This is a genomic window from Gordonia sp. PvP123 (assembly GCF_040547295.1).
GTDB lineage: Bacteria > Actinomycetota > Actinomycetes > Mycobacteriales > Mycobacteriaceae > Gordonia > Gordonia terrae.
Map to the genome: position 1 here is coordinate 1 of NZ_JBEPPN010000023.1, position 17278 is coordinate 17278.

At 60.8% G+C, this 17278-nt stretch carries 12 protein-coding genes and 1 pseudogene; 4 read left to right on the forward strand and 9 right to left on the reverse strand.

Annotated elements, in window-relative coordinates; genetic code table 11:
• Positions 1–107: 107 nt before the first annotated feature.
• Complete coding sequence (gene istA / locus ABIC25_RS24630; RefSeq protein ID WP_165629285.1) at positions 108–1406, forward strand: IS21 family transposase; 1299 nt, start codon at positions 108–110, stop codon at positions 1404–1406.
• 6 nt (positions 1407–1412) lie between these two features.
• Complete coding sequence (gene istB, locus ABIC25_RS24635; RefSeq protein ID WP_354563570.1) at positions 1413–2177, forward strand: IS21-like element helper ATPase IstB; 765 nt, start codon at positions 1413–1415, stop codon at positions 2175–2177.
• A 56-nt stretch (positions 2178–2233) separates the two neighbouring features.
• Here istB and ABIC25_RS24640 read toward each other — a convergent pair.
• From ABIC25_RS24640 to ABIC25_RS24680, 9 genes and pseudogenes are all read right to left on the reverse strand, one after another.
• A pseudogene (locus ABIC25_RS24640) lies at positions 2234–2740 on the reverse strand (transposase); the annotation flags it as partial.
• A gap of 243 nt (positions 2741–2983) precedes the next feature.
• Entirely contained in the window at positions 2984–6025 is a 3042-nt protein-coding gene (locus ABIC25_RS24645) for an MMPL/RND family transporter (protein WP_033206569.1), read from the reverse strand.
• Positions 6026–6111: 86 nt separating this feature from the next.
• A complete protein-coding gene (locus ABIC25_RS24650; RefSeq protein ID WP_004021759.1) occupies positions 6112–6738 on the reverse strand; it encodes a TetR/AcrR family transcriptional regulator in 627 nt (208 codons plus the stop codon).
• A gap of 300 nt (positions 6739–7038) precedes the next feature.
• On the reverse strand, positions 7039–7791 hold the full coding sequence (locus ABIC25_RS24655; RefSeq protein WP_004021760.1) for a TetR/AcrR family transcriptional regulator: 753 nt from the start codon (positions 7789–7791) through the stop codon (positions 7039–7041).
• Between the two features lie 85 nt (positions 7792–7876).
• Positions 7877–8782, reverse strand: a complete 906-nt coding sequence (locus ABIC25_RS24660; RefSeq protein ID WP_004021761.1) for an alpha/beta fold hydrolase — start codon at positions 8780–8782, stop codon at positions 7877–7879.
• Positions 8772–9845, reverse strand: coding sequence for a ferredoxin--NADP reductase (locus ABIC25_RS24665; RefSeq protein WP_004021762.1), 1074 nt, complete (start codon positions 9843–9845; stop codon positions 8772–8774). Before ABIC25_RS24665 ends, ABIC25_RS24660 begins: the two co-directional genes overlap by 11 nt.
• The gene (locus ABIC25_RS24670) at positions 9842–10711 is read right to left on the reverse strand and encodes an SDR family NAD(P)-dependent oxidoreductase (protein WP_004021763.1); all 870 of its coding nucleotides are present in this window, start codon (positions 10709–10711) and stop codon (positions 9842–9844) included. Before ABIC25_RS24670 ends, ABIC25_RS24665 begins: the two co-directional genes overlap by 4 nt.
• A gap of 47 nt (positions 10712–10758) precedes the next feature.
• Complete coding sequence (locus ABIC25_RS24675) at positions 10759–12279, reverse strand: flavin-containing monooxygenase (protein WP_004021764.1); 1521 nt, start codon at positions 12277–12279, stop codon at positions 10759–10761.
• Positions 12280–12440: 161 nt separating this feature from the next.
• On the reverse strand, positions 12441–13409 hold the full coding sequence (locus ABIC25_RS24680; RefSeq protein ID WP_004021765.1) for an AurF N-oxygenase family protein: 969 nt from the start codon (positions 13407–13409) through the stop codon (positions 12441–12443).
• A 133-nt stretch (positions 13410–13542) separates the two neighbouring features.
• Here ABIC25_RS24680 and ABIC25_RS24685 point away from each other — a divergent pair, with 133 nt between their 5' ends.
• Together ABIC25_RS24685 and ABIC25_RS24690 are read left to right on the forward strand one after the other, a co-directional pair.
• Positions 13543–13881 carry a DUF4873 domain-containing protein gene (locus ABIC25_RS24685; RefSeq protein ID WP_004021766.1) on the forward strand — a complete coding sequence of 113 codons (339 nt, stop codon included), beginning with the start codon at positions 13543–13545 and terminating at the stop codon, positions 13879–13881.
• An 82-nt stretch (positions 13882–13963) separates the two neighbouring features.
• A complete protein-coding gene (locus tag ABIC25_RS24690; protein ID WP_014928953.1) occupies positions 13964–16996 on the forward strand; it encodes an MMPL/RND family transporter in 3033 nt (1010 codons plus the stop codon).
• The last annotated feature ends 282 nt before the right edge of the window (positions 16997–17278 follow it).

The window sequence follows — 17278 nt, forward strand, 5'->3', positions numbered from 1 at the left end:
ACGCTGCTCCACCGACAACGAACTACGTGGATGCATACAACTCTCCCCGGGTAGTCGAAACTGATTTTCAGTCCAACTCCCGGGGAGCAGTCCATCTTGTTAGGAGGGTGATTTCAGTGGAGCAATGGGCAGAGATCCGCCGTTTGCATCGCAGTGAGGGTGTGCCGATCAGGGAGATCGCGCGCCGGTTGGGGGTGGCCCGCAACACCGTTCGTGCGGCGTTGGCTTCGGATACCGCGCCGAAGTACTCGCGGCCGGCGACGGGCTCGGCGGTCGACGCGTTCGAACCGCAGATCCGGGCGTTGCTGCGGGAGTATCCGACGATGCCGGCGACGGTGATCGCCGAGCGGGTTGGGTGGACGAGGTCGTTGACGGTCCTCAAAGACCGGGTCCGGGCTATTCGTCCAGAGTTTCGTGGGGTAGATCCAGCCGATCGGGTGATCTATCAGCCCGGCGGCTGTTCACAGTGGGATTTGTGGTTTCCGGACTACCGAATCCCTCTGAGCCACAATCAGTTCGCCATGCTACCGGTGTTGGTGATGACGTTGGCGTTCTCCCGGTACCGGTCGGCGGTGATGATCCCGTCTCGCCAGGGCGGAGACATCCTGACGGGAATGTGGCTGCTGCTGTCGCAACTGGGCGGGGTGACCCGCAAACTGGTGTGGGACCGCGAAGCCGCGATCGGCCCCAAGGGCACACCCACCGCGTTGGCGGCCGGCTTCGTGGGCACGTTGGGTACGCGGCTGGAGCTGGCGCCACCGCGAGACCCCGAGTACAAGGGCATGGTCGAACGCAACAACCGGTTCTTCGAGAGCTCGTTCCTGCCGGGCCGCCAGTTCAGCTCACCGGCCGATTTCACCGCCCAGTTCGATCGGTGGCTGGCCGATCATGCCAACACCCGAGTGGTGCGCGCGATCGGTGATCGACGCCCGTGTGACGTGTTCGCCGAGGACCTCGAGCAGATGACCGGCCTACCTCCGACCGCACCGCATATCGGCTTGAGTAGCCGGGTGCGACTCGGTCGCGACTACTACGTACGTGTAGCCGGCAATGACTATTCGGTGCACCCGTCGGTGATCGGTCGGTTCGTCGACATCACTGCCGACCTGCAGCAGGTGCGCATCCTCTGCGGCGAGGTCACCGTCGCCGACCACGCGCGCAGCTGGGCCAACCACGTCACCATCGCCGACCCTCAGCACGTGCGAGCAGCCAAAGAACTGCGCCGCGATTACCGCCGCCAAGACCTCGCCAACCGGGCCCGAAACGCCGCCCGCATCCGCGCCCACCCTGATGGCCACGAGGTGCCGATCCGGGCGTTACCGGACTACGACGAGCTGTTCGGGGTGAACTTTGCCACCCCGCCCCAAGCTCACCCGCCCACCACATCCACCAGCATTGAAAGGTGAAAGACTGTGTCCGACAATCAAACAGGTAAACAGATCGAGTTCGCGGCGCGGGCGTTGAAGATGCCAGCGATCCGCCGATGCTGGGCGGAATTGGCCGAGCGGGCCCGCACCGACAACTGGACCCACGAGCAGTACCTCGCAGCGATTCTTGACCGCCAGGTCAGCGAACGCGAAGCCAACCGCACCATGCTGCGGATCAGCGGCGCGCGCTTCCCTGCGGTCAAAACACTCGAGGACTTCAACTTCGACCACCTTCCAGGACTGCGTCGTGATGTGATCGCCCACCTGGCCACCAGCACCTGGATCGCCAAGAGCGACAACGTGATCCTTCTCGGACCACCCGGGGTGGGAAAAACCCACCTCGCGATCGCGCTCGGGATCAAAGCCGCACACAACGCCTACCCCGTGCTCTTCGACACCGCCACCGGATGGGCCACCCGCCTGACCGAGGCACACACCACCGGCCGCCTGGCCGCCGAACTCAAACGGCTCCGCCGCTACCGACTGATCATCATCGACGAGATCGGCTACCTCCCATTCGACTCCGACACCGCCAACCTGTTCTTCCAACTCATTGCCAGTCGCTACGAACAAGGCTCGATTCTGATCACCTCGAACATGCCATTCGGCCGTTGGGGCGAAGTCTTCGCCGACGACGTCGTCGCCGCCGCACTCATCGACCGCCTCGTCCATCACGCCGAGGTCATCGCTATCGACGGCGACTCCTACCGCACCAAAGCCCGACGAGAACTCGTCAACACCGACCAGTAACCACACCAAAGGGGGTCAAAATTCAACCGTCGATAAGGGGTCAGTTTTCAGCCGCCGTTGACACCGTAGACATCGGCGAAATGCGCTGAGATCTCGCCGGTTGTGAGGCCTTTGGCATACAGCGACAGCACTACCCGATCCACATCGGTGACGCGACGTTTGCTCTTACCGACAATTACCGGGTCGAAGGTGGCGTTGCGGTCGCGGGGCACCTCGATGGGCACCTGCCCGCACGCGTCGGTCAGGACCCGTTTCGTGCGCGTGCCGTTGCGTGAATTGCCGGTGTTGCGGCCGGCCACGTCATGTTTGTCATAGCCAAGATGTTCGGTCATCTCTTCATCGAGCGCGGCTTCGAGCACGCTCTTGGTCAGCGCTTTGAGCAGCCCGTCAGGACCGGTCAGAGCCACTCCCTGAGCGCGTGAGCTACGTACCAGATCGCTCACCAAAGCCTGCTCGGCCTTCGAGAGCTCACGCACCGCATCCGCGGTGGTGACATCGTGTTCCTGACCGGTCTGAACCGGCCCTGCCACCGGGGCATCCACGCCCCCGATTGTGTCGGTCATCGTCGTGATTCCTCCTGCCCCACGCCGGGGGCGATCAAAACCACTTACACCGAATCAGCGACAGTCCCCAACGCCGCGACGGGCCCTCCTGCGAGTTCTACCAGCGTCAACGACGCGAGGGGCGCTCGCACGTGGGTCGGGTGTGGTGCCGCGGCCGACCGTCGAGCGGGTGTCAGTCGATGAGGTGGGCGCGATGGCTGGATGACTGGCGGGGCCGGTCAGATCTCGGCACGTGCGTGCGTACTAGCGGGACGCTGGATGCGTGTCGGTTCGGGTACTCGGCCACCAGCTTGCTCTGCCGACAAGTGTGGCGATGGTCGGCACGACGATGGTGCGGACGATGAAGGTGTCGAGCAGCAGGCCGATGCCGATGATGAGTCCGACCTGGGTCATGATCGAGATGGATCCGGCCATGAGTCCGAACATGCTGGCAGCGAAGATGAGGCCGGCCGAGGTGATGACTGATCCGGTGTTGGTGACGGTTCTCAGGACGCCGATGCGGATGTTGTTTTGGGATTCTTCGCGTAGGCGAGAGATGAGAAGCATGTTGTAGTCGGCGCCGACCGCGACGAGGACTATGAAGGCCAGTAGTGGTACGGGCCAGGCGATGTCGGTTTTGAGGATGTGTTGAAAGATCAGGACGCCGATACCCAGTGCCGCGGTGTAGTTGAGTATGACGGTGCCCAGAAGGTATAGCGGCGCGATGAGTGCTCGGAGTAGGAGTATCAGGATCAGGCCGACGATGGTGAGGGTGGCCAACGCTAGGAGTCGGAAGTCTTCGGTGAGTAGACGTTGCAGATCGGCGTTGATGGCGGGGAACCCGGCTGTCGCGATGTTGGAGTCCTGCAGGGTTGTGTTCGGTCTGGCGGCGAGTGCGACATCGGTGATTGTGTCGGCCAGTTGCATGGCCTCGGTGCTGTAGGGGTCGAAGCTGGTTTGTATTGCGTAGCGCACGGTATGGCCGTCGGGCGAGACGAACTGGCGAGCGACGTCGACGAAACGGCGGTCTGCGTTGGCCTGAGGTGGGAGGTAGAAGCCGGTTGCTGAGTTTGTTCCGGCGGTCTCGCGGGCGGAGGTTTGTAGTTGTGTGGCTAGCGCGGCCATCCCGGCGAGTTGTTGAAGGTTGCTGTCGATCAGCGCGGATACACCGGCGGCGAGTTGGCGTGATCCCGCCGCGAGTTGACTGATACCTGTTTGCAGTTGGGTGAGCTTGCCGGGAAGGTCTTGGCTGCTGATGCTTCCCAGCGTGGAGCCCAGTGAGTTGACGGTGGAAGTGAGTTGGTCGGTGACTGTTGAGATCGGTGTATCCAGCTGCGCGAGTTGTGTTGACAGCGTGGCGATCTGGTCGAGGGTCCCGTTGCTCAGTAGGGCGTCGAGATTGCGGGTCTGCGCGCGCAGAGCTGCGCACTGCGGGACTTGGGTGCACCAGGGCGCATTATCGAGGATGGGCAGGATCGAGGTCACTGTTGCCAGGGCTGCAGATGTTTGGCGGGTGAGCGCGGCCAGCTGTGGGGCATTCTGAGAAGCGCGATCGAGCGCTGGTGCAGATGCGGCGAGTTGGCGTAGTAGTGGCTGGTACTGCTGAATTTGCTGCCCGGCTGTGCTTGCCTGATCGAGGATGCCGGCCAGGGGGGCCAAGTTGGTGCGTACCTGGGTGTCGAGCTGAGTAAGCCCGTCGGCGAGTTGGAATGCGCCTGTACGGAGCTGTTCGAGGTCACCGCGGCGGTTCTGGCCATCGTCGACCGCACCCGCCAGCCGGTTCCCGATCTGGCCGTTCTGCCAGGACAGCTCGGCTTGCTCGAGCTTGTCCCCGGTGGGACGGGTAACGCCGATGACTCGAGTCACTCCGGGGATCTGGGATACACGTGAGGCCATTTGCTCAAGATCGGCCAGCCCGCTGGCAGTACGGAGATCGATCGGTGCATCTACGACGAGGAACTCGGTGATAGTGACGTCTTGAGGGAAATGACGGTCGAGCAACGCGTAGCCTTCGTTGCTGTCGGTTGTCGCGGGTTGCCCCTCACGATCGTCGAAGGTGATCTGGATGCCCGTCGCGAAGACGCTAAGCACGATTAGCCCGACCAGGGTTAGTGCCAGCAGCGGCACAGGACGCCGCACGACGAGCACGGCGACGCGATTCCAGTACTTTCGGGTCAGATCTCGCCTGGGTGCGCCCCAGCCGAATCGTGCCGCCCACAGCAACACCGGTGGTAGCAGGGTGACCGTGGCGAGGAATCCGATGAGGATGGCGATCGCGCATGCCGGACCCAAGGTGGAGAACACGCTCAGCTGACCAAAGACCATCGCCAAAAAGGCCAGCGCCACCGTGGCAGCTGAAGCCAGGATGACCCGTCCGATAGTTGCTGTCGCGTCCACGAGCGCAACCTCGGTGGTGGCGTCCTGGCGTAGCCGTTCGTGATAGCGACTGATGAAGAAGACTGAGTAGTCGACCCCGGCTCCGAGCAGGATGACGGTCATGAACGCGACGGTGAACTGCGATACCGGCATACCGAGTTCGCCGAGTGCGGACAAGATGCCACGGCCCACGCCGAGGCTGACACCGATCACCAACAACGGCACCAGCGCGGTGAACAGCGATCGGTAAACGATCAACAGAATGATCGCGATAAGCGCCACCGTCGCCAGAGTGATCACGACTAAATCGCTTTCAGCACTGACGATCTGGTCACTGAAAGTGGCTGTCGGCCCGGTGACATGGACAGTGGTGCCCGTACCGTCAAACACGCGCTGCGCGGTTTGGCGCACGGTCTCCACAGCATGCGTGGCCGTTGGCCCTCCCAATGTTCCGGTGACCCCGACAGGCAGGTACCAGGCTTGCCCGTCCTCACTCAAGGCTTGGCCGGCCGTCGTCGGATCGGAAAGCAAATCCCGCACTGACTGCACATCGTCGAAATTTTCGCGCAGCTGCAGAACGAGCATGTCGTAGCGTTCCCGCGCCACGTCGGTGAACCCGTTCGGGTTCTCCATGGTCACGAAAACAGTGGTCTTGGCGCCCTTCTCACCGAACGCACCACCCATCTGATCGAGTGCTTGAAACGATGGAACCCCAGCAGGGATCGGATCAACAGACTGCTGCCGCACCACCGTCTCCAGCTGGGGAAACAGAATCGCCAAGACGATACCCACAGCCACCCACGCCCCGATGACGAGGAATCTGTGCGCCAAGGTGAACCGTGCCAACCGCCCCAATGTCGTGCTGTACTCGCTGCGTTCCGCCAACCGGCGCGCCGCCAAGCGCCCACCACTTGGACGTTGGACCACCATATGCAGCACCTCACCCTCGACCCAGCCCGTCTACGAAACCGACGGTATCGTTACGGTACTAGCAGTACCGTAGATGGGGAAGGAGGTCAGGAGGTTTGGTGTCGCCGGTGGGCCATGAGGAAATCGTCGACAAGCTGTTCGAGATCGCCAACGGTCATCGACCGAATGCCCGTGAGCTTGGCAAAGATCAGCGGGCCCGCGAGCTGGGTGACAGCCATGGTCAAATCGAAGTTGTCGAGCTCAGCCGTGGCCACGTCACTCGTCAAAACTCGATCGAATGGTTCTCGATACTGCTCGACGACTCGACGACGCAGTGGCGCGAGCGCGTTCTGATCCCCGTCGGATTGCCCGGATTGCCGGGGCTGCTCGGGAAGCATTGCCAACCATGCCAGCGTCGTCAACTGCAGCGGTGCATGCTCAATAAGCTCAGCCTGCCGCTGCATCAGCTTCAGCAGGTCATCACGGATCGACGTCGTCGTCTCGGGGGTCTCGGCCTGAGGCAACAATCGCTCGAAGGCAGCCGCCACCAGATCTGTGGAGCTCTCGAAGTGACGATACAAGGTGGTGCGAGCAACACGAGACAGTCGAGTGACCGCCTCCACGGTAACGGCTTCGACCCCGCCACTGTTCAGCAAGGTCACCGCAGCATCCAACAAACGCTGACGCGACCGAACCCGCCTCGGGTCAACATCGTCGAAATCGATGGTTTCCACCCTGGCCACTCCCTACGAAACCAAATCAAGAACCTCTGACTGCACACCAATACCGTCGGTAACAGAACGAAACTGCCAGTGGCGGTACCGATGGAAGGCTCGAGGGGGGCCTTATGAGTGCCGCCACGACTGTGGCACTGTCGTCAACAGTACCGTCTGTAGCGCTCCGCTACTAAGATGAGCGGCGACCAAGGATGATCCCCCATGACAGCCAGCAGTCAGGATTGTGAAATGCGCTCCGTTTGTGTGAGCAGTTCTGCCGCGTGCGTGACACAGGGCGGACCACCCGTACGAAGGGGATCAGACGGCGTCGAGGCGAGTGGCGAATCCAGGGTCGCCTAAGGGCCTGTCCCTATGGAATCGAACGCCTACTGTGGCTGCAGCGCCGTCTATGATCCCCCACGAGGTCTGGCACAGGTGCGCGGCAAACATGTCCCTGCTCATTCCATTCTGCCGACCGTGATCGATCCACCACTGGGTCGCTGATAGGCCAGCCCCCAGAATGGAGGCTACTGCTACGGCGACGGGGGACTCCTCGGCATCGACCTCTCGGAGGCCACGAGCGAACTCGTCGGAAATAATCTCCATTGCCGATCTCAGCTGATCTGCGGCCCCACCCTCGCCGGACTCAGAGTACTGGAACATGTGGTTCGTCATGAGGAAACGGACGACCGCTGGATGTTCATCAACCAAGGATACGTATGCGGACACCGCTGAACGGAAAAGTTCGTCGACGGTGCTGTCTGCCTGTCCGGAGAGCAGAGTTGACTGCGCTGACTCCCACATCATAGAACCCAGACGGGCTGCCACGGCGGAGTAGAGCCCAGCCCTGTCACCGAAATGGCGGTAGAGCTTAGGCTTCGACGCACCAGCCTCTTCCGCAAAATCGTCCATGCTCACGGCATCGCCGAACTTTTCGATCGCGCGTATCGCTGCATCGACGAGTTCAGCTTTGACGACGGCGCGGTGGTCGTCCCAGCGCGTGCTTCGAGCGTCGCGCACACGTCGCTGCACTTTCACCGGGGCCGCGGAGATGCGACGGACTACAGACATGACCTCCTACGTTATCAGGATGGCTGACTTGTCGCGCCAGTGACGCACTAGCCAGTGAACATGGGTTGGGTCGACGAGACCCGCGTCAGGCGGATTTGTCTAATCTGGCCACGGCTGAATTGAAGTCTTCGACGGCCTCTAGGTTGGACATGTGACCGACTTTGTCAAGAAGAGTGAATTCAAATAGAACGCCCTTCCGACCCAGGCGCGCTGCGAGATCCACTGAATGGGTCGCTGGGGTCAGTCTGTCGGCATCACCTACGATGACCGTCGCCGGCACCTCCAGCGAGTCAACCCCCTTACTGACGTCGATTGTCGCCAACACTGAACCCCACATCCCGCGCACCTGTGGTGGGCATCGCAACACGATGTCGGCGCACTCGTCGACTACCTCGGCAGTCGCGCCCGGGCCCAGGGTTCCGTAACGAATCAGGCGGCGAGACAAACGCGTCCCCTGCATCTCGGGTCCGGCGACTGCAAGACTGGCCGCGAAGGCCCGCTCAAGTCTCGGTCGTAGCTGTCGGGGAACCTTGAGCAATGTAGACCGATCCACCAACTGTGATGGCCCGGTGCTTGCCAGTACTACTCCGCGGGCCAGCTCCGAAACCGAGGCGGGGTACTCAGCCGCCCAACTCATGATGGACATGCCTCCCATGCTGTGTCCGACCACGACAGCCTTGTCGGCGGGAGTCGCCACTGCCCGGACTACGGCCTCCATATCATCGGCCAAGAGCTTCGCCGAGAACGGTACCCGGCCCCGGTCGCTCAACCCGTGTCCGCGTTGGTCGTAGACCACCACCCGATGCGTCGCCGCGAACTGCTCGACCTGCGGACGCCAGAAACGTCCCTGACAAGCCCAGCCGTGACTAAAGACTAGGAGCGGAGCATCCCGGCCCGGACCGAATTCCTGAGCGAACAACTTGGTCCCGTCGGAGGAAAGGACCTCGAGGTCACGCGATCCTCGCGACGCACTCGCAAACTCAGAGGTCATCGAAGCTCACCGTGACAGAATCCGTCAGCGGAAGTGCCTGGCATGCGAGCCGTTCACCGTCGGCAACATCACCCTCAACGAGGATGTGGTTCTGGGCCATTTCTACATCACCCTCGACCAGCTTGCATACACACGCGCTGCAGGCTCCTTCTCGGCAGGAGTACGGGGCATTGTGGCCTTGGGCCAGTAGCACGTCGAGCAACGGCGTGTTGCGCGGCCACTCAGTCGTGATGGACTGCCCATTCAGATAGACCGTAGCGGTCGCCACACCGTCGTCGTCACCAAGCTGACGCATCGTGGCTGTATCGAACGGATCCCCGGTCAGTGACTGGAAGACTTCTCGATGTACCGAGGAGTGCTCGACACCGCAGGCCTCCGCCGACTTCTGCACCAGATCCATGAACGGCGCCGGACCACAGGTGAAGATCTGTGCACCGCGGTGCTCACGTATGGCGGACTCGACATTCTGAGGCGTCGGAATACCCATAGCCGACTCCAACCAATGGAAGACGGTGAAACGCTCAGGAAACTCGGAGACGATCTGCGTCAGTTGCCCCCCGTACATGATCGACTCGGCATCGCGGTTCGCGTAGAATAGTGTGACCTCGCCCCCGCCGCACACAAGTGCCGACTTAATCAGCGAAAAGACCGGAGTGATCCCACTTCCTCCTGCGAAGAATAGAAAATCAACGTCGAGATTCTTCGCCGTGAAATGCCCTGACGGCGGGAGGACGGTCAATTCCATTCCCGTAATCGCGTTATCGCACAGCCAGTTCGATGCGTAACCGTTCTCGGTCCGCTTGATGCCGATCTCGAGACGGAAGTCGTCGACGTGAGGCGAGCTGCTCAATGAGTAGCACCGTGCGACATGACCGGTCCGATCAGATGGGATCTTGACGGTGATGAATTGCCCTGGGGTATGCTTGAATTCCTCGACCATGGCGTCGGGGATTTCGAACGAAATGGTAACGGAGTCTTTCGTTTCCTGGATCACTTCCGAGACGGTTAAGGTGCGTGAGCGGGCCGCCGCGGCAGCCGGACGTGAATCGGGTTCGACGGTCACTTGAGGATCCCCTGTCTACGTGCGACCGCGTAACCCGCTCGTGTCAGTGGCGCCGCGATGTCCTGGTAGCGGGGACCGATCACCCGTGCCACGAAGTCGAAACCGCGGGCGTCCGCACCGATCAGCACTCGCGCTCTCTTCTTGTCCATACCTTTGAGGATTGTCGCCGCTGCTTTATCCGGGGTGCTTCGTGCGATCCTGTCGAACAGCGAGGCGACAGTCGCGGTGTCTGCCCCCATGGCGGAAACGCCTCGGGCATTGTTGACGATGTTGGTTTTTACACCCCCCGGGTGCACACATGTCACTGTGACCGGGTATCGACTGATTTTCATCTCCTGTCGGAGCGCCTCGGTGAAGCCTCTGACGCCGAATTTCGCGGCATTATAGGCGCTTTGGCTGGGGATTCCGATCAAGCCGAAGACGCTCGACGTGTTAATGAGATGTCCGTCCCCGGACGCGATCAGGTGAGGCAGAAACGCCTTCGACCCGTTAACGACTCCGCCAAAGTTGATGCCCATGAGCCAGTCGAAGTCTTCCCAGCTCATGTCGACCACGTCGACGCCCAAGGCCACGCCGGCGTTGTTGAACACCATGTCGACGTGGCCCGACTCTGACCGCACTCCGTCGGCATAGTCCTGAAAAGCAGCGCGGTCCGCAACGTCTAGTACGGCGGCGGTTACCGTTGCCCCATGCGTGGTGCGGCAAAGTTCTGCAGTCTCCTTCAAGTGCATCTCATCAATGTCGGACAGTGCCAGTGCGGCACCTCGCTCCGCCAACTGGAGTGCCAGAGACCGACCGATCCCTGACGCGGCACCGGTGATCACTGCCACCTTGCCGGTATAGTCATGCCGATTAGAACTGCTCACCGTCGTCCCACCATCTCTTCGAATCGTGTCTCTCCGTGCGTTCGGGCTCAGGCGATGTCGTACTCGGCGGGCTCGAAATCTTTCGTGGCGCGCCAGTACTGCCATGTGAAGCCCGGCCACACGGTCCGGTTGACGCCCTGCGAGTCGAGATACCAACTCGTGCAGCCGCCGTTGGTCCACACTCCCTTGGCCAGCTTCCGCTGGATGTCGGTGTTGAACTGTTCTTGCACGGACGGGCGTACGTCAACCTTCTCAGCGCCTCGGCTTTCTACTGTGTCGATGGCCTTCATGATGTATTTGATCTGTTGCTCGATCATGAACACCACTGAGTTGTGGCCGAGGCCCGTGTTGGGTCCGAGGAGGAAAAACAGGTTGGGAAAACCCTCGGTCGTGATGCCCAGGTGCGTGTTAATCCCCGTCTGATGCCAGTGGGACGGGAGATCCTCGCCAGTGGCACCTTTCAGGGCGAGCTGATCGAAACCATCAGTCACGTGAAAACCGGTCGCATAAATTATAACGTCCACGAGATGCTCGACACCGTCTGAAGAAATGATGGAATCAGCGGTCACCTTCTCAATCCGATCGCTGATGACAGTGGTGTTAGGTGCCGCAAGCGCCGGGTAATAGTCGTTTGACCCCAGAATCCGCTTACAGCCGATACGATACGACGGGGTCAGTTTCTTGCGCAATGCCGGATCAGAGATGGAGCGTTCAATGTTCCACCGAGCGACCTTTTCAATTGGCCGCATGAGGTTAGAGTGACCGTTGAGGCCGAAGGCCAGGCTCTCCGCACCCCAGTACACCGACCACCTGGCGATACGACGTGCAATCGGGAGTTTACTCAGAAGAGTCCGCAGGGCCGGCGGAACGGAGAAATTCTTGCGGGGTAGGACCCAGGCAGGGGTTCGCTGGAAGACCTTGAGGGACATGGCCTCCTTCTGCACGAAAGGTACAAACTGGATAGCGCTGGCACCAGTGCCGATCACGGCGACACGCTTGCCCTCCAGATCCACCGAATGATCCCACTGTGCGGAGTGAAACGCTTCGCCTTTAAAGTCCTCAATCCCCGAAATTTCGGGAAAATTGGGGATATGCAGCGCACCGACTCCTGACACCACGAACTGAGCAATGTACTCACGTCCGGACTCAGTACGCAGGTGCCACCGCGACTCCGACTCGCTCCAGTATCCAGAAACCAACTTCTGACCGAAATGAATCTTTTGTGTCACGCCACGCTTATCCGCGACATCCTGTAGATACCGCTCAATTTCTGGCTGTGACGACCACACCTTCGACCAGCTACCTCGACTCTCGAATGAGTACGAGTACATCAGCGACGGAACGTCACATGCACAGCCCGGATAGGTATTGTCGCGCCAGGTCCCACCGACGGAGCTTGCCTTCTCCAGAATCAGAAAATCGCTATACCCGCGACGTCTAAGCTGCGCGGCCATCCCGAGACCAGAGAACCCGCTTCCAATAATCAGAATCTTGGTCGAAATCGGGTCGTTGGTTGAATCCGTCTTGGCGGTTGCGCGCGAGGCGCGCCGGGTAGTCGATGATGCCATGTTTATGCTTTCTCCCTCGTAGGTTGGATCGCACAACACATCACCTGCGCACAGTGGCGGCAGGTGATCTGTTGAGGCGGAAGTGATCGCGAAGCCATCGAGAATGCTCCGCACAGGTCTAACTGATGTCGATCACGACGGCTCGGCCGCGTGAACGGAGATCAGCGAAGATCGTCGGGAAGGCTCCGCGTCGCACGCCACATGGCCATTGTGAACTTGCCTTCCAACATTCCCGCCTCATGGAAGAACCGAATCATGGGCTCCGACATAAATTGCAGGTTGGTCCGATAGTTTGGGCTGGTCTGCTGCGCCCACACGCCACGCCAGCGACTAATTCCCACTGCGGGGTACACTTTCGGATTAATGAGCAGCGGGTACGCCAGGTTCGCGATGACGGCAAGCACCCCTCGGTGCCAAGCGCGCGTCGCCTTACGACGACGCTGCATGCCTTCGATCATCTCCAGTCGCGCAAAGGTAATGTGACGGGCTTCCTCAAGGACGTGGATCTTCATGAGCTGGCGAAGCTGAGGCTGCATACTGGGGTCGTTCATCGCCTCGCGCTGGGCGCGGTCCAGGATTTCCTCGATCAACAGCGTAGCTCCAGACACCGACGGCCCGAGAGGGACGAAATGCAGGATCTTCGCGAAGCTCAAGAAGCCCTTAGGAAGCTTGTAGGGGGGCACGCCCGTCTTGTTGATGAGGCGCGCGAACATAGTGGAATGGCGGGACTCATCGCCGATCTCTGTCAACGCGTATAGAGACTTCTGATCGGTTAAAGCCCCCTTCGCCGACATGCGCAGAAGCGCTGAACTCAACAGATTCTCTGCGTAGATGCCGAAACTGAGGATGCTCACGATCTCATGGCGCCCCAACTCGCGACGCTGCTCCTCAGTCATCTTGTCCCACAGCCTGGTGCCGTATAGCGACACTCGATGCTCTGGCAGAAAGCACTTGCCTTCCTCCCAGGGCGACTCCCAGTCGATGTCGATCTCCGCGTCGTAGAACTTCTCCGCGGAAGACCGCAGCAATCGACCCGCAGATCGTTCCATGTCGACGGGCTTACGCCCGTTCACCCGAGCCATGCCCTCCTTCGAAAAGTCGGGGTTCATCTGGACATCCTGCACGGTCATGTCTTCTCCTCGGTCGTTCAAGGCTGGGAGTCGGGGCCTGGCGCCCAGTACCCATTACTCATAGTATCTGGTACTGCTAGTATCCACGAACTGCGATATTTGTCAACGCTCAGTGCGAAGAAGGTAGGACTGCATGTCTGACGACCATGACCTCGACTACTCCGGCGAAGGAACCCTGGTGTGCCGCGGGGCGGAGATCCATGTCGAAGCGAAGATCAAAGGCTATTTCCAGCCGCTGAACGGCCTGTACACCTGGTATGGCCGGATTCAGAAGAATGATGAGCTCGACGGGCTCCTGAAAGGCGCCCGCGCGATCGCTGTATTTACGACCCCCGAGGGCCGAGCGGAGTGTGTCGTCGGGGATCCCGACTTCTGGGGCCGATACCGCATCTCAGGCAAGAGCACTCCGCCATACCACCTGCCCACCACTCTCGAGGAAGTCGAGAACATGGTCGAGCACCACCACAAGTGACAACCATCCACCGCCGCACGGACATTCGCGAAACGGGTCCGCACGATTGGGTCGCCCACTTCAGGTCGAGAGGATATTGCACATGGTGAGTTCGTCTCCCATTCGAACCCGCCCGTCGAGAGGGGGCGAGAAACTCGGCGAGTACAGTCCGACCCTTGAGCGGGTTGCATGGTTTACCCTCCGCCGCAAGGGAATTGTGACGCTGGTCTGGCTCGGCGCCGCCATCGGCTTAGGCCTTCTCTTTCCTCAACTGGAGTCAGTGATACGGGAACAATCTGTGGATCCGATCCCGGCCGGAGTCCCGTCTTTTCAGACCTTGGACCGTATGGGTGCATCTTTCGACGAGCGCGGCGCCAAGACCACAGTATTCGTTGTGATGGAGAACAGTGCAGGCCTGTCCGACAACACCCGCGATCGATATCACGTGCTTGTCGACACCCTGCGGGCGGACGACAGGCACGTCATCGCTGTCCGGGACCTGCTGAGCGATCCCCTCACCGCAAGTCAGGCTCTCAGCAAAGACAAGCAAGCCTGGTATCTGCCCGTGGGAGTGGCCGGCACACTCGGGGGACCCGATACCGCGGAGGCGGTCGCAGCGGTGCGTGAGATCGCTGAGAGTATCTTTCGTGACAGTGGGACGACAGTCCGTGTGACAGGCCCGCCCGCGACCTTTAGCGACCAACTCGCCGTGGGCGAGTCGGATCTGGTCCTGATCACTGTTGCCACCGTGCTGCTGATCGCCGTGATCCTCCTGATCGTCTATCGTTCGGTCTTCACCGCGCTGATGCCGCTGCTTGTCGTGGGCATGAGCTTGGCTGTGGGTCGCGGAGTTCTATCTGGACTGGGCGAGCTGGGCATGCCGGTATCCCAGTTCACGTCAATGTTCATGACCGTCATCATCTTTGGTGCCGGAGTTGACTATTCGGTGTTCCTCATCAGCCGCTATCATGAAGGTATTCGAGCGGGTTACTCTCCTGATGTCGCTATCGCCCACGCGAATGCAACTATCGGCCGCGTGGTTCTAGCGTCGGCGGGCACTGTGGCCCTAGCGTTCCTGGCTATGGCCTTCGCCAAGCTCAGTGTGTTTAACACTTTGGGTCCGGCCTGCGCAATCGCCATAGCTTTCGCATTCTTGGCGACGGTGACATTGCTGCCCCTCGTACTCTCTTTCGCTGCCAAGAAAGGCGCCGGCCTTCCCCGCCGTGACCTGACGCGGGATTACTGGAGAAGAGTCGGAGTCATGGTTATCCGGCGGCCGGTCCCTCTGCTCGCGATCAGTGTGGTCGTGTTGATCGGCCTCGCCATGGTCGCCGCAACAATTCAGATCACCTACGACGATCGCGAGGGGCAGCCACCTGACACAGGGAGCAACGAAGGATACGCGCTTCTCAACCGCCACTTCCCGAAAGACATCATCATCTCAGAATTCTTGGTGGTGGAGTCCGAGAACGACATGCGCACGGCTCAAGGCCTTGCCGACCTCGACCAGCTAGCCTCCCGCGTCGCGCAGATTCCCGGCGTGACCAGGGTCATTGGCGTGACGCGGCCGACCGGTGAGAAGCTAGAGCAGGCGCAATTATCTTGGCAGAATGATCAGATCGGTACCAAGATCACCGAGGAGACCGGTGATGGACAGGCCCGCAAGGGTGATCTGGCCGTCCTGAAGACGGGGTCAGAGCAGCTCGCCGGAGGCCTGGCACTGTTAGAAGACCAGATATCCTCCAACCTCGCTCCGCTGTCGGGGTTGCTCGACGAGGTGTCGTCATTTGGCCCGCAGCTCGACGAGTATCGGCCGCTTGTGAACCAACTGGCGAACGCTGCCCCAAGGCTTAGACAGTTTTCCAAGCAAGCGCCCGAGCTGTCTCAACTCGCACGTCGGGCCCAGTCTGCGGCAGATGCGGTCGCGCCGGCGTTGTCCGCGTTAGACAATCCGTGGTGCCAGCAGATCGCGCAGTGCTCGGCACTGCGCGCGCAAATGGCCGACATCCGGGCACTCGCGGATGATCAGTCGCTTGGGAGGGTGGCTGACTTTGCCGCGCAGCTCGGCCGCGTGAGTGCGCCAGGCTCGACCAACATTGCACAGCTGCAGCGTTCTCTTCAAACGCTGGATTCTGCACTACAAGCCATCGGCGGACAGGACCTCGGGAACAGGCTCTCGCAACTCGAATCCGGCGTCGGCGCACTTGCCGACGGCGCGCGTCAGTTGTCGAACGGAGTCGGTGCTCTGGTGGACAGCAACCTTCAGCTACTCAGTGGACTGGCACAGGTCGCCGCACAGCTTCGGGCTCCCGCACGGGAGGTCGGCGATTCTGACTCGGCAACCGGCTTCTATCTCCCCGCGGATGCGTTCAAGGACCAGCAGTTCAGTCAGGTCGCTCGACAGTTCATCTCGTCCGACGGGAAAACCGTGCGCTATGCGGTACAGACCGCCTACGACCCATACTCTGCCGATGCAATGACGCTGGCGAACGAGCTGTCCAGCGTCGCCGAGAACGCGATGCCGAACACCACTCTGGAGGGCGGACGTGCTTCTGTTGCGGGCTTTCCTGCGATCAATGCCGACGTCCAGCGACTGTTGTCGTACGATTTCAAACTGCTCGGCATAGCCACCCTTCTCATCGTGGGTCTGATCCTGATGCTGCTGTTGCGGGCCGTCGTTGCACCTGTCTATCTCCTTGCAACCGTCGTCTTGAACTACATGGCGGCTCTCGGTATTGGTGTGCTCGTACTTCAACACATCCTCGGTGCCGGGATCGCCTGGCCCGTGCCACTGGTGTCGTTCATTGTCTTGGTGGCGGTGGGCGCCGACTACAACATGCTGCTGGTGTCACGGCTGAGAGAGGAAACGAGGTGGAGCGTGCGGGTCGGCGTAATGCGTACCGTCGCTTACACCGGGTCGGTCATCACCTCGGCTGGGTTGATATTCGCGGCCAGCATGTTTGGGCTGATGGTCGGGTCCATCGATGTGATGGTGCAAATCGGGTTCATCATCGGTGTCGGTTTGCTGCTCGACACGTTCCTGGTGCGGACCTTAGTAGTCCCGGCGCTAGCGGTGCTGCTGGGCACTGCGAGCTGGTGGCCGGGTGACATCGACCGTTTCCGGCTCGCCCCTTGACCATCGCAAAAGTCACGCGGACGGACCCATGGGGATCTGACAAGCGTCGGTCGCTGAATATCCCGACCATTCCGTCAACAGGTAGGAGGGGCATAAGCATGACGCAGCACCGTCGCCCGTGATAGATGAGTTGCGTCCTAATTCAAACGCTAGCTGCACTGACCTTGGTACGCGGCTGGCTGGTGGTTGAACCGCCCCGGGTCTGTCGGAGGCTCTCGAACCTGTGAAGGATGGAGAGCATGGCAGCACCACGCAAGTACAGTGAGGAACTCAAGGACCGGG